This window comes from Nitrosomonas mobilis, from assembly GCF_900103035.1.
GTDB lineage: Bacteria > Pseudomonadota > Gammaproteobacteria > Burkholderiales > Nitrosomonadaceae > Nitrosomonas > Nitrosomonas mobilis.
This window is the reverse complement of the sequence record NZ_FMWO01000048.1, coordinates 196,052-210,891: the sequence shown is the minus strand read 5'-3', so window position 1 is coordinate 210,891 and position 14,840 is coordinate 196,052. Positions and strand designations below refer to the sequence as shown.

At 46.4% G+C, this 14,840-nt stretch carries 11 protein-coding genes; 9 read left to right on the top strand and 2 right to left on the bottom strand.

Translation table 11 applies throughout. The annotated features are described in order from the left end of the window. Positions 1-234: 234 nt before the first annotated feature. The 8 genes from NSMM_RS07675 (at position 235) to NSMM_RS07640 (ending at position 11,771) form a co-directional block, all read left to right on the top strand. On the top strand, positions 235-1,824 hold the full coding sequence (locus NSMM_RS07675; protein WP_090286230.1) for an acyl-CoA ligase (AMP-forming), exosortase A system-associated: 1,590 nt from the start codon (positions 235-237) through the stop codon (positions 1,822-1,824). After that, positions 1,821-3,059, top strand: coding sequence for a pyridoxal-dependent decarboxylase, exosortase A system-associated (locus NSMM_RS07670; RefSeq protein WP_090286228.1), 1,239 nt, complete (start codon positions 1,821-1,823; stop codon positions 3,057-3,059). Before NSMM_RS07675 ends, NSMM_RS07670 begins: the two co-directional genes overlap by 4 nt. A gap of 122 nt (positions 3,060-3,181) precedes the next feature. Continuing rightward, positions 3,182-5,038 carry an asparagine synthetase B family protein gene (locus NSMM_RS07665; RefSeq protein ID WP_090286226.1) on the top strand — a complete coding sequence of 619 codons (1,857 nt, stop codon included), beginning with the start codon at positions 3,182-3,184 and terminating at the stop codon, positions 5,036-5,038. Positions 5,039-5,308: 270 nt separating this feature from the next. Further along, positions 5,309-6,112 carry a PEP-CTERM/exosortase system-associated acyltransferase gene (locus NSMM_RS07660; protein WP_090286223.1) on the top strand — a complete coding sequence of 268 codons (804 nt, stop codon included), beginning with the start codon at positions 5,309-5,311 and terminating at the stop codon, positions 6,110-6,112. 18 nt (positions 6,113-6,130) lie between these two features. Next, entirely contained in the window at positions 6,131-6,583 is a 453-nt protein-coding gene (locus tag NSMM_RS07655) for a type 2 periplasmic-binding domain-containing protein (RefSeq protein ID WP_245654727.1), read from the top strand. Next, complete coding sequence (locus NSMM_RS07650) at positions 6,573-7,808, top strand: OprO/OprP family phosphate-selective porin (RefSeq protein WP_245654726.1); 1,236 nt, start codon at positions 6,573-6,575, stop codon at positions 7,806-7,808. Before NSMM_RS07655 ends, NSMM_RS07650 begins: the two co-directional genes overlap by 11 nt. 11 nt (positions 7,809-7,819) lie before the next feature. Next, positions 7,820-10,774: a bifunctional diguanylate cyclase/phosphodiesterase gene (locus NSMM_RS07645; protein WP_090286221.1), complete on the top strand. Its 2,955-nt coding sequence runs from the start codon at positions 7,820-7,822 to the stop codon at positions 10,772-10,774. Positions 10,775-10,886: 112 nt separating this feature from the next. Continuing rightward, positions 10,887-11,771: a phosphoribosylaminoimidazolesuccinocarboxamide synthase gene (locus NSMM_RS07640; RefSeq protein ID WP_090286219.1), complete on the top strand. Its 885-nt coding sequence runs from the start codon at positions 10,887-10,889 to the stop codon at positions 11,769-11,771. A gap of 40 nt (positions 11,772-11,811) precedes the next feature. Here NSMM_RS07640 and NSMM_RS07635 read toward each other — a convergent pair whose 3' ends face one another. After that, positions 11,812-13,323 (bottom strand): sensor domain-containing phosphodiesterase, encoded by a 1,512-nt coding sequence (locus NSMM_RS07635; protein ID WP_090286217.1) that lies wholly within the window; start codon positions 13,321-13,323, stop codon positions 11,812-11,814. A 49-nt stretch (positions 13,324-13,372) separates the two neighbouring features. Beyond that, positions 13,373-14,407: a hypothetical protein gene (locus tag NSMM_RS07630; RefSeq protein WP_090286215.1), complete on the bottom strand. Its 1,035-nt coding sequence runs from the start codon at positions 14,405-14,407 to the stop codon at positions 13,373-13,375. A gap of 232 nt (positions 14,408-14,639) precedes the next feature. On the opposite strand from NSMM_RS07630, the gene NSMM_RS07625 reads away from it, so the two are divergent. Then, positions 14,640-14,837, top strand: coding sequence for a (2Fe-2S)-binding protein (locus tag NSMM_RS07625; protein ID WP_090286213.1), 198 nt, complete (start codon positions 14,640-14,642; stop codon positions 14,835-14,837). Positions 14,838-14,840 lie beyond the last annotated feature (3 nt).

Below are 14,840 nucleotides of genomic sequence, written 5' to 3'. Positions count from 1 at the left end.
GTAACGCGTTGCGGAGTATGAAGTGGTTTTTAGAAAGAAGCGCTTAAGAGAACCTCTAAAATACAGAGTTCTAAGCAAGACCAGGCGTGAATAAAAAATGTTAATGCAGCGTATGATTGATATGTAAGGAAACATTTTTTGTGAGCGTCCAAATATGAATTTTTAGAAGCGCCCTCGAACTGTATCAAGCTAGCTACTTGCACATTTTACAAATTACCTCCCTGACCAACCGACATGCCCACTCTGTATCATGAACTGATCTTAAAATCAGCTGACCGTTCCGCCCATGCTGTTGCATTGATCGATCGTCAGCAGCAGCTCGACTATGCCACGCTCGCCAATGCCACCTGCTCATTTGCGAATGCTTTAAATGTCCATGCGCTTGCTCGCGGAGAACGTCTGGCTGTTTACCTCGAAAAACGCACTGAAGCCATTATCGCCATGTTTGGGGCCTGTGCTGCTGGCGGAGTATTCGTGCCAGTCAATCCGTTACTCAAAACTGAACAAGTCGCCTATATCCTGCAGGACTGTAACGTCAGGGTACTGGTGACTTCAGTCGAGCGCTACAAACTTCTGCTATCTGCTCTGCCATCCTGTCACGATCTGCGCATGGTTATCCTCGTGGACGATGTCATACCATTATCTGTGCCTCCCGGTCTGGAAGTCACCGATTGGCAGTCATTCCTGACGACTGCATCCAATCAATATTGTTACCCGCACGTGATCGATAGCGATATGGCAGCCATTTTGTATACCTCCGGCAGTACCGGCAAGCCGAAGGGAGTGGTGCTCTCGCACCGCAATCTCGTTACTGGTGCCAAGAGCGTTGCGCAATACCTCAACAACCATCCGCAGGATCGCATCCTGTCCGTTCTTCCGCTAAGTTTTGATTACGGGTTGAACCAGCTGAATACTGCTTTTTATGTGGGTGCGACCGCCGTGCTGATGAATTACTTACTACCCAGGGATATTCTGAACATCATCCGGCAGGAAAAAATTACCGGGCTTGCGGCAGTACCACCATTGTGGGTGCAACTGGCGCAACTGGACTGGCAGAAAACTGATTCGTTACGCTACATCACCAATTCCGGTGGCGCGATGCCACAAGCAACATTGGCGCGGCTGCGCGGTGTCTTACCTGCCACACAGATCTATCTGATGTACGGTTTGACTGAAGCCTTTCGCTCGACTTTTCTGCCGCCCGATCAGGTCGATAAACGTCCTGATTCCATGGGCAAGGCGATTCCCAACGCTGAAGTAATGGTGCTGCGTGAAGATGGCTCTCACTGCGCACCCGGCGAACCAGGCGAACTGGTGCATCGCGGTCCGCTGGTTTCGTTGGGTTACTGGAATGATTCCGACAAAACCGCTATGTGTTTCAGACCGATTACGCCACGTCAGTCGGGATTGACCATTCCCGAACTGGCGGTATGGTCTGGTGATACCGTACGAATGGATGAGGAAGGATATCTGTATTTCATCGGTCGTCGTGATGACATGATCAAGACTTCCGGCTATCGGGTCAGTCCGACCGAAATAGAAGAAGTGGTTTATGCCACTGAAACCGTCGTCGAGGCAGCAGCTTTCGGTGTTCCCCACCCCACGCTCGGTCAGGCGATTGTTGTGGTGGCATTACCCGTGGCTGGAGCAGATACGGTCAAAGAAAAGATTTTTTCTGCTTGCAAACAACAGTTACCTGCTTTCATGCAGCCGGCCCTGGTCGAACTCAGGCAAGCCAGTTTGCCGCGTAATCCCAATGGCAAAATTGACCGAAAAAACCTGGCTGCAGAATTCGTACATTCTTTTGAGGCAACGCAACCATGAAAACCAGCCAGCCACTGCACAACGCTTTGCTGCAACCTTATCCAGTAGAAGATCACTGTCTCGTCATTGGCGGCATACCTCTCACCCGGTTGATGCAGCGGATTGGACGAACTCCGTTCTACGCTTATGACCGGCGGCTAATCCGCGAGCGTGTCAGCCTGCTGCGGCAACATCTTCCACAAGGCGTTCACCTGCATTACGCAATGAAAGCCAATCCCATGCCTGCCGTCGTACAGCATCTGGCACAATTGGTGGATGGAATCGACGTGGCATCGGCGGGTGAGATGAAAATTGCGTTGGATACCGGCATTACGCCGGAAAATATCAGTTTTGCGGGACCTGGCAAAAGCCGTCAGGAACTGGCTTGTGCCATCGCTGCCGGTATTGTCCTGAATATCGAATCTGAGCAGGAATTGACAGCCATCATCGAACTGGCTGAACAGATGTCTCTCCGCCCCAAAGTGGCCATCCGTGTCAACCCGGATTTTGAACTCAAGTCATCCGGCATGAAAATGGGAGGGGGCGCCAAGCAGTTTGGTATCGATGCCGAAACGGTTCCAACAATACTGGCTCGTATTGCCAGAACTAATATCGATTTTGAAGGGTTGCACATTTTCAGCGGTTCGCAAAACCTGAAAGCGGAAGCCATCCAAGAGTCACACGAAAAAACACTACAACTTGCTGTGCAGCTCACTACCGCCTCTCCGGTTAGAGTGCGCACCATCAATATCGGTGGCGGTCTCGGTATCCCTTATTTTCCGGGTGAACAGCCATTGGATCTGGCTGTGATTGGCAGTAATCTCGGGAAACTGCTGGCAGAAGTTGCACCTGCACTGCCTGGCGTACGGTTTGTAATGGAACTGGGTCGTTACCTCGTTGGTGAGGCGGGAATCTACGTCTGTAAGATTCTGGATAAAAAAGTTTCCAGAGGACAAGTTTTCCTGGTGACTGATGGTGGTTTGCACCATCATCTGGCCGCCTCGGGAAATTTTGGCCAGGTAATCCGTAAAAACTATCCTGTTGCAATCGGAAACAAAATGAGCATGACGGATACCGAAATAGTATCGGTGGTCGGTCCATTATGCACCCCGCTTGATTTACTGGCTGATCGGATGATGCTTACCAGAGCAGAGCCTGGCGATCTTGTCGTTGTTTTTCAGTCCGGCGCTTATGGACTGACCGCAAGTCCCCTGGCTTTCCTTGGCCATCCTGCTCCAACTGAAGTGCTGGTTTAGGTGGCAGAGCACGCATCCTTCATATTTCCGCACGTTATCATCTGTCATGCTGGCAACTTGTGCTGCTGTCAGCGCAGGCATCATATTGACATCAATTCAGCGACATCAATTCAGGAGGTAGTATGAGTGGTATTTGTGGTTGGTTGGAGACAGACTGTGCCGCAAGCGAGCGTCGGCAAATAATAGAACGCATGACGAAACCACTGGCTGGCTTCGACAACAGTCCAATACAAACGGTTATCAAGGGCGACTGTGCGTTAGCCATAGCTGCAGCGCCTCATCTTGCCCATCTGTATGAAGTCGATGATGTGCTGGTTGCAATCTATGGTGACGTCAGATTCAAACAGACCACACCCCAAGCAAATATTCCAGCGGATAACGTGGCGGCAGTCCTCGCCAATCAATGGCGGCAGCGTGGGAAAGCGATTCTGGCGAACCTTGCCGGAGAATTTGTATGCTGCGTGCTTGACCGAAAAGCGGGTGAGCTGAATCTGGCCATCGATCCAATGGGTACACGCACCTTTTATTATCAACCCATAAGAAACGGGCTTCTATTTGCCACCCGTGCCGATTCCATCTTGGCGCATCCGCAAGCCATTGCTGACATCAATCCTCAAGGTATCTTCAATTATTTTTATTTTCACATGATTCCTTCGCCCGATAGCATTTATCAGGCGCAAAAAAAACTGCTCCCGGGTGAATTACTGACTTTTGCCCGTGGACAGATTCAATGTGAGCATTATGCGCAAACACGATTCAATGAAACCAACGAACGCCCCCTCCCGGAGCTTAAGCAGGAATTTCTAGCGCTGCTGAAATCCAGTGTCAGTGAAGCAGCACAAAACCAGCAGGTTGGCGCCTTTCTGAGCGGGGGCACGGATAGCTCCACATTGGCAGGCATTTTGACCGAGGTGACAGGTAAGCCGGCAAAAACCTATTCAATTGGCTTCGAGGCTGAAGGCTATGACGAGATGTCTTACGCACGCATTGCTGCCCGTCATTTTTCAACTGATCATCACGAATACTATGTCACGCCCGATGATGTGGTAGCAGCCATTCCCAGAATTGCCTCGATCTTTGATCAGCCTTTTGGCAACGCTTCTGCTATCCCGGCTTACTACTGCGCACGTATGGCGAAACAGGACGGACTGGACAGATTGCTGGGAGGGGATGGTGGCGATGAGCTCTTTGGCGGCAATACACGCTATGCCAAACAGTACATTTTCTCGCTATATGAGAGAATTCCGGCCTGGTTGCGCAATGGCGTCATTACCCCACTGGTTTTGTCGTTACCATCCGAGTCCGGTCCCGCACTTACCAAAAAGGCACGGAGCTATGTCGCACAGGCAACGGTTCCCATGCCACATCGAATGGAAACTTATAACTTATTGGTACGCTATGGCGTCAATTCAGTTTTTTCTGACGAATTTCTGACGCAGATTCGACCAGAGTATCCTGCTGACCTGCTTGAACAGACTTATAACGAATCCCGAGCAAGCAGTCTGATCAACCGTATGCTGGCGCACGACTGGAAATTTACATTGGCAGACAATGACTTGCCAAAAGTAGTGCAAGCTTGCCAGCTGGCCAATATGGAAGTTGCCTTTCCATTTCTTAACCATGAAATGGTTACTTTTTCTGCAGGACTAACGCCGCAACTAAAACTGAAAGGTACCCAGCTACGCTATTTCTTCAAGGAAGCGCTGCGTGACTTTCTGCCCGATGAAATCATTACCAAACAAAAACAGGGTTTTGGACTGCCATTCGGTGTGTGGTTACAAAACGACAAAGGGCTCAAGGAAATTGCGGCGGACAGTCTGCACGACCTGAAGTCGCGCCACATCATCCGTGACGGGTTTATAGACACCCTACTAAATCAGCATTTACACGAACATGCAAGCTATCATGGCACCATGGTCTGGCTGCTAATGATGCTGGAATATTGGCATAAACAACATATCGCCACACAAAATACCTAGTTATATTGATTTTCCTCATGGCATTTCAATCAATTTATGATAGATTGCTAACTTTCCAGTGTCTCATTGCGACGACAGCTTTATTTTTCATCTGGCCTTTAATTACGAAGAGCAACTATCTACGATTAGAAAAATCATGATTACCAGTCAAAGTATGACTGGCAATCATGATTATGTTCTTTGATTTGATGGCTGATTGACGCATTAGAATTCGGTTTATTCAATTTTAATTGTGAATACCTTTCAATTAGCTACTTTTCAGAGAACACCATGAATGATATCGAAGCTGCTTTCAATGAATATTTTGAAATTGTTAATGCTGGTACTCCGGAACTGCTTAAAAAGGTTTTTGATCTTCGTTACCGCATATTATGCGTGCACAATACCTTTCCGGACTTCAACGGCTCAAGATTTCCGGATGGACTCGAGCATGATGAATATGACCGCCACTCTGTGCACATTTTATTACGGCACCGCTCATCCGGTATTTTTGTGGGAACAACCCGGCTAATTTTGCCGGATAGACAATATAACGAAAGAAAATTTCCAACCGAGCTGCATACCCGTTTTTTTCCAGGATTTACACTTGATAAAATTTCTCGCCGGCAAACCTGTGAAATATCTCGTTTTGCTATTCTCAGCGATTTTTTTAGAAGAAAAAAAGATCAAGAAGTCACGCCGTCTAACAGCATGGTATCCACTGGAAAACATGATCGCCGCCGTTTCCCTCACCCAATGCTTGCATTAGTGGTAGGCATCATCCGCTTATGTGCCAAGCATAAAATTTATTACCTGCTCTCGTCCATGGATCCGGCTTTAAACAAGCTACTGGGATTCTACGGCCTACAGCTTAATCCAATTGGACCAACCGTTGACTATCATGGCATTCGTTGCCCCTATCACGTTTCCATATTCGATATGCTGGACAGAATGTATCGATGCCATCGGAATATCTGGGAGTTGGTTACCGACCATGGCAAATTCTGGCCAGCCGATCTTTCATCACTTCGATGCAACCATCATCGATCAGTAGACACAATCAAACTTAACGAATATGCCCGCTTGCATGACTAACGCTTACCAGACTGGGACGTGACAGGAAATCATTTATCTTCCAGCCTCAAGTGCATCCTACTGGCTAGTCTTATTTTTTTTTGTAATGTAGCAGTAGCTGGAGAGGCTGTTAAAACTGTTAGACCGATTACCCATCCAGGTGTTGGCGTGGATCACCTATCCTGTAATCTGTTACGCTCCATTTTTGGCATGCGGCTTCGCATCTGGCAAGATGGCTCTCCTATCCGGGTATTTGTTTTGCCAGATAACGCACCTATCCATAACGTATTTTCCAAACAGCAGCTTAATATCTTTCCCTACCAATTACGCGCCACATGGGATCGACTAACCTTCACTGGAACCGGACAGGCTCCCATTACCGTTCAATCAGAAGATGAGATGTATGCGCTGGTAGCCAGCACTCCGGGTGCAATTGGTTATTTGAGCGAAGCCAGGATTGATGAACATGTCAAGGTGATTCATGTCGATTAGCCGCATCTGCCAGGTAGTTCGCCGTCATTTATTTCAATATAGCATGATACTGACTGGAATATGGTTTCTCCCTGCTAGCAGTCTTGCTGATCAACTTGCACAAAATGAAAATCTTAATCCTTTGCGTATCAATGGCTTTTTGAGTCAAGGTTACGTCAAAACCGACAAGAATAATTTTTTTGGAAAAAGTGACGGTAAAGGCAGTCTGGACTTTCGTGAGCTGGGTCTGACTGCATCACTGCGACCCATCGGAAAACTGCAGCTCTCCGGACAGCTCTTGTGGCGCAGAGCAGGTAAAGGCAGCCGACATGGTATCAGTATCGATTTTGGTTTCCTGGATTACAGCATTATTACCAAGCCAGCAGGCGAATTTGGAATTCGTCTGGGCAGAACCAAAAACCCATTGGGGTTCTATAATGATACGCGTGATGTCCCTTTTACCCGTCCCAGTATCATACTACCCCAATCGATCTATTTTGACCGCACGCGCAATCTGGCGTTGGCATCCGATGGTGCGCAACTTTATGGCGAATCACGCACTGACTGGGGCAATCTCACTGCACAGTTCGGTACGGTTTTCCCTCAAGTGCATGATCGTGATACCGAGGTATCAATTCTCGGTGCAAACCGCCCGGGTGATCTGAAAACAAGGCTCTCTTATATTGGCAGAGTCGCATATGAACTGCCGAATGGACGTTTCCGGTTTGCGGTAAGCGGTGCACGGGTCAATGCAGGTTATGACCCCGGTATCAATGACCGACTTGACTCGGGTTTGCTCAAATTCACCCCCCTGATCCTGTCAGCGCAATACAATGCGGAACGCTGGAGTATCACCTCCGAATATGCGCTCCGTATATTCCAGTTACAAGATTTTGGTGTTCCTGCTTTCGAGAAAAAATTTACTGGGGAAAGTATTTATCTGCAGGGCACTTATCGCTTCACCCCTAAATGGGAAGCCATGTTACGCTATGACCTGCTATTTACTGACAGAACCGACCGCAGCGGGAAGAAATATGCTGCCGACGCTAAAGGACCGGCGCATTCCCGTTTTGCCAAGGACTTGACGATCGGGTTACGCTGGAACGTCACGCCATCCATCATGCTGGCGACCGAGTATCATCGTGTCAACGGCACTGCCTGGCTTTCCAGCCTGGACAACCCCGATATTACTCATGCCAAGCAGCATTGGAACCTGTTTTCATTTCAAGCTTCCTACCGTTTCTGATTTCTCAGCTAATGAAACCTGCTATTCCCAAACATAGTCACGCATCACACAATCATAACCATGAATTACCTGGAATTTTTGTTGGGCTGAATTGGAAGGTTTCCTTACTAAGTAGTCTGATTTTGCTGTTGGTTGTAACCACTTTCAGCTGGATCAACTACAACAGCTTGATCGGCACTATCGAACAACAGCGCAAAACGCAGTATCAACGCCATGCCCGGGAAGTTGAAAGCTTGATTGCACGCAGTTCACAAAATCTGCACCAACTCATCAAAATCATCCCTTATCTCAAAGGTATGGAAGATAGTTTGCTGACCAAAAATGCCGATACGTTATTCGAGAATTTTGATCGCTATTGGACGGTATTCCAGATTCAGAACGATATTGAAGATATTCGCTTTTATGATGCCGATGATTTATTGTTAGCAAGCTGGAGTAATCTGGACCCTAGTCTGAGGCGAGACAGCCTGATACTTGAAAATGTTCGCGAAGCCAATCAACGGGAACAGCCAGAAAGGGCGATGATTTGTGTGGATAATTGCACACAATATACCATTGAACCCTTGCTGATCAACGGTACTCGCGTGGGAGTCATTGCCATCGGCTCATCTCTGATCGACGTATTCCTGAACTTCCGGCGTGCAGCTGGAGCCGATATTGGGCTAATTGTCAAACATCCGGATGTAATGCTCGATCTGCAGTCTGCCAGCGACATGCATATTCCTGAATGGGATGGCCATATCACCGCGTTGACCAGTAATCAGAATAACCTGGCACTAATACATCAGGCAGCAAAACAATATCCTGATCTGCAAGTAATCACTGATGGCGTAAAAATTGAATCCAACAAACGGTATTACCGGATACAATCATTGCCACTCAAGAGTATTAGCACCGCTGATCAGGCGCAACTGATTATCGTCACTGAAATCTCCCAGACTGTTCAGGCGATTCAGGAATCGGTCTGGCGTATTGTCGTGATCGGTCTAATAGGCTTGATACTGTCAGAGATTGTGTTGTTTAGTCTGCTATCCAGACCGCTATCCCGTCTAACCCATATTGCATCAATCCTGCCGCGACTGGCCGGCGGGAATTTCAGCGGTTTTCGCAACACACTTACTACCTCCCGGCGAAAACACTACCTCAATGATGAAATCGATTTCCTCTACGATGCTTCGCTAACGTTGTCTCACCGACTAGAGCAACTGGAGGAAAAAATTGCCTATCGTACAAAAATGCTGGTCGGACAACGTGATGCGCTCAGCAAGGAGAAGAATTTTGTCGAGCACCTGCTGGATACGGCACAAGTCATCATTCTGACTCAGGATGTGGAAGGCAGAATCGTAATGATGAATGCCTTTGGCGAAAGATTGACCCATTACAGCGAAAGTGAGTTACAAGGCAAACACTTTCTGGCGCTGCTATCATCTGACAATGAAAATCAGCTTATAGATACCCATCTGTTGGATATTCAGCAGGGGCAGCGTGATCAGTTACGGCATGAAGCTATTGTACTGTGTAAGAATCACTCGAAACGCCATATTGCCTGGCTACATTCACGCCTTAACTGGGATGCCAATGATGATTCCTCTCAGGTTTTATCGGTTGGACTGGATATCACTGAATATAAGCGTGTTGAGGGACACCTGGCATGGCTAGCGGATCATGATCCCTTGACAAATCTCTATAACAGACGCCGTTTCAGCGAAGAGCTTGAACAGATCCTCGAATGGGCAAAACGCTATCAGCATCCGGGCGCATTGTTATTTTTTGATCTGGATCGTTTCAAGTATATTAATGATACCAGCGGTCACCAGACCGGTGATGCGCTACTGCGGATGGTAGCCAACCTCTTGTCACAAACCATTCGTCAGGCAGATATTTCCGGCCGATTGGGTGGAGATGAGTTTTCGGTTATCCTGCCGGAAATCACTCCGGATGCGGCCATTGAAGTTGCCAAGAAGATTCTTGCCCGTTTGAACGAAGCACAGTTCAAATTCAAAGGCCGGACTTATAGTATCGCAGCCAGCATCGGTATCGCTATTTTTCCCGATCATGGCGACAATGTTCATGATCTGCTTGCTGCGGCTGACTTAGCCATGTACCAGGCCAAAGAGACCGGGCGCGGCACCTGGCATCTTTTCTCGGATAGCGATAAGTCACGCGAGCGCATCCATACATTAGTGCATTGGCGTGAGAAGATTGAGTATGCCTTTTTACACAATCAGTACGTACTTTATCTACAGCCCATTTTGTCGTTAAATGATGGTCAAATCAATCACTACGAAGTACTTCTGCGCATGCATGATGAGAATGGAATCATTCATTCGCCAGCTCAATTTATCTCTGCCGCGGAACAAACCGGCCTTATCCATAAAATCGATCACATGGTATTACGCAAAGCAGTCACATTAGCTGCGCGGATCAGCCACCAGAATGAGCGCCGAATTGGGTTGTCGATCAATTTATCCGCGCACGCCTTTAATGATCCCGAGTTATTACCTATCATCAACGACGCCATCGCATCCCGTCAGATCGACCCTTCCTTGTTGATGTTTGAGATCACCGAAACAGCGGCGCTGGATAATCTGCCCGGTACCCGTAATCTGCTGCGTAAACTCAAAACGCTCGGTTGCGGTTTTACTCTGGATGATTTTGGCGTTGGCTTTTCCTCGTTTTATTATTTACGCGAATTACCCGTGGATGCCGTTAAAATCGACGGCTCTTTCATTCGTAATCTCGATAATAATCCCGATGATCGAATACTGGTTGCCGCTCTTTGTAGTGTAGCAAAAGGCTTTGGCAAAAAAATTACGGCTGAATTTGTAGAGAATCAGTCGATACAGGATATGCTAAAAAGTCTTGAAATTGATTTTGCGCAGGGTTATCACATTGGCAAACCTGCACCAGCAGAAAGCTTCTTTCCCGATCAAAACGGGGGCGCCTCTAAAGATCCAAAGCTCTAAGCAAGACTAGATATGAATAAAAAATATTGACACATATACATAGTATGGTGACGAAATATGGATTTTAGAGGTGCCCAACAATCAAGTTTACACAAGGGAATATAGAGTCATCATGATCACTGCGCTTTTTGAAACGAATATCTCCAGCCTGAAACTGCTTCATCGCGGCAAGGTACGCGATATTTATGATATTGATCAAGACAACTTATTGATAATACAGACTGATCGTATTTCCGCATTCGATGTTGTACTGCCAACACCGGTACCAGGGAAAGGGGTAATTCTGACAAGAATTTCTCAATTCTGGTTCAATAAGCTCGCGCACATCATGCCAAACCATCTTACTGGCATAGCGCCTGAGTCGGTAGTATCCGCCAAAGAAAGAAATCAGGTTACAAATCGCGCTTTCGTAGTTAGGAAGTTAAGGCCACTCGCTGTTGAAGCGATTGTACGTGGCTATCTTTCGGGTTCTGGATGGAAAGATTATAAACGTATCAGCGCAATTTGCGGTATTGCTTTACCCAGTGGATTAAAGGAAGCAGAGAAAATTCCTGGTGGAGCAATTTTTACTCCTTCCACCAAGGCCGCATCTGGGCTACATGATGAAAATATTTTACAAACTGAATATAAAGAACTTTTAGGCGTAGTACTCGCCGACAAGGTTAGCCGGTACGCAATTTCACTTTATGAAGAAGCGGCAGAGCATGCTTATTCACGTGGCATTATCATTGCAGATACCAAATTTGAATTTGGACTCGACAAAACTAACCAGCTTTATCTGATCGACGAGGCGCTAACGCCAGATTCTTCACGTTTCTGGCCAACGGAGGGATATCAGCCGGGAAGTAATCCTCCAAGCTATGACAAGCAATTTATTCGTGACTGGCTGGAAAAAATCAACTGGAATAAGCAGCCTCCAGCACCATCTATTCCACCCGACATATTGGAAAAAACCATTCAGAAATATCAACAGGCGTACGAAATACTGGCAAAGTAACCTTGCTATGGCAATATAATAGTACTTGCCTTAAATATTTTTAGTTTATCGTGCTGAGTGGATGGGGCCGATTAATACCAAATCCTTGCGCGTAGTCCACACCGATTTCAGCCAATTTCTCCAGTATCTCAGGCGTCTCAACCAACTCACCAATTGTTCTTATTTTCTGCGCATGCGCAAAACGGTTAATATCTGCAACCTTATTAAAATCTTCCTCGCTTCTGAGAATATTACAAATCAGGCTACCATTGATCTTGATGAAATCCGCTTTTATATTTCTTAACAGATGCAATGATTCCCGGTCGTAGTCAAAGCTGCACAGGGAAACCTGACATCCAAGGCTCCTGACATTTCTAGCAAAAATTGCACAAGCAGGCAGGTTAGCAGCGGCATCCGCTGTCTCTATTTCAAAACATAACCTGCGTGGTTTAATCTTGGCAGCATTTAGTCGTTCTTGAATAAACACAACAAACACCTTGTCTTCCAAGGTGCTTTTCGCTACATTGAGGCAAAGTATATTATTCGTATTACCTGCGTGGTTTTGTAACCACTCGATCGACTTGCTGACCACCCAGCGGTCTAGTCTGGGTAGTAGATTATAATTTTCAACCATTGGCAGAAACGCCCCAGGAGGAATCATGTTGGATTCTTCCTCTGCCATACGAATCAGGATTTCGTAATAAATTTCATCGTCCTGATGCGCCTCTACTGGAATGATTTTTTGAGCATGCAGATGAAAAGCCTCCCGCTCTATGGCTTGGAGAATCCGCTCAGGCAAATCTAGCAATGATTTTTGCTGCTTATGCGAAATCTGATAGCTTGATGGATTCCGGATACTTTTTTTTTCTTCGTTTGTTTCAGCAGTATTTGCTGACGAGACACCTCCAGAAGCAACAATCTGTTCCCCTTCTTTCAGAAGGCGCGGTGTGTAGAGGGCATAGAATCCGGTCACCTTGCCATTGGCATCAAAATGTGGCACAAACTGCCCGATAATAAGGCAAGCAGATTGGTTGGCTAACTGCTGGGTATGCTGAGCCTGGAATGTTTCTCCGGCAAGGATTTTTTCAAGGAACTGTTTTACACCCAGGTAGAAACTTTCATTTAGACACTCATGTATAAACTTGCCATCTGTTTGCTCCGGTTTCAGCCCGAACCACTGACGAAAAGCTCGATTGTGGTAACAGCATTGCAGCTCTCGATTGAAGTACGCGAGCATAACCGGAAAATTTTCATCGATAATTTGCAATTTTGTTTTATTTTCTGCAGAAGTTTTCTCTGCCCAAAGCCGGTATTTAATTTCGTTGGCTAGTCGTTCTCTTTGTGAACCTAATTGAGCAAGGTATCTAGAAAAATCTTTTTCTGCTCGGGCAATTTGCAATATTGTCGTACAGAGAGTCAAGATTAATGTTGCCCACAATATAGCTTCAATTTGCGGCTCTGCCGTCAGCTTCAGATTCTCCAATAGAATCAGCGATCCCGCTACGGCCATCGCAATAATTACCGATAGAAAAGGTTTGATCGTATTTATCCTGGAACCGATGTGCGTACTCATTTTGTAACTTCATCAAAATTTAATTTCAAACTGGCTAAATGATCTCATACTAACTGTGCTTGGCTATTGACTGGTTAACTGTCCACAGCTTCCAGAGACTATTGGGAGTCAAGCTGAATACTTTGACTGATCTCTCGCCCAATGCGGTTATTGTCAACTTTGCAATTCGCCTTTTTTTCAGTAAATCCAGCAAGGGCGAGAACCAGGCACTTTCAAGTTTCGTGAGTTCATTGCGCCACGCGGTAAAATCTCGATAGCAAACAGAGTTCCATAAATTATCCAACATAATTAATTGCTTCTTATCTTGCGCGCTGGATAACCAGTCATAGGCATTTGATGGTGGAGATTGACATTTCATACCAGCAGCATTAGCCAGGCCTTGCGTAAAATCATGATTGCTCCATATTTCGCAAGGTGCTGCCATCAAGTTCTGCGGCATGACACCACCTCCCCATATCCATAAACTATTGATGATTGGTTCCCCATGCATTTCTCGTCGTTGATTGATGGGATGTTCATGCAGCAACATTTGAATCTCATTGACTCGCCTTACCCACACCAAACTGCCGTCACCCACTGGCAATTGGTTATTGATATTTTTGCCCGCGACTTCACTCAAAAGCCTGGTCTGCATGACTGGCACCTCACCACTATGCACATACCAGCGATGCGGATGAAGCGGCAACAAGGTCAGCCCTTCCTCTGTAAGCAGCTCGTTAATGTTATCGGCTAAATCACCGGCTTCTTTAGGTGAAATATTCAACATTTGACCATCGACCAGAAGAATATGGTTATTCTCGATTCGTAAATGCACCGGATCAGCTCGTAACCAATAACCATCATCGCAAGCCCTGCTGGTATTCCTGCTGTCCATTTCCACCATGATGGGCGCAACCGGCCAATCCTGCTGCTTCTCAATCTTAAAAAATTGACACAACCAGGCTTCGATCGATGTTGTCGCATACTCACTACATCGACTTTTTTCCAGTATTTTCTCAAGGGCCGGCAGTCGCAGTTGATGATAAACCCCTGGCTCACCAGGGTCAGGCCAAAATAAAGCGGGAACGACTATGTCAATATGCATGAACCACATCCTTAAGAAAACAAATTCCTATAACTACTCTATACATCATATAGTTATACAATAACCACGGAACTATTATTACTCACCCAGCACATTCATTTGAACGATTACTTGCAAATCTGTCAAATAAGTATAGAATTGCGAATCATTCTCATTGTTATTGGATGGCACTTACTGATTAACTGATCCATCCCGATTCAACTCAAAACTTATTCATTAAGAACTTCTGATTATGTATATTTGTGTGTGCAAGGGAATAACTGATCGCGATATTCATGAGGCCGCCTTGAATGGCGCCATAAGAATGCGTGACATACGAATTGGTTTGGGCGTGTCTGAGCAATGTGGTGCCTGTGCCTGCCATGCCAAAATAGTGCTAGATAAAGCACAGCAACAAACCGACGCAACAGCAGTTTCCTGCAAAGGGTAAAGC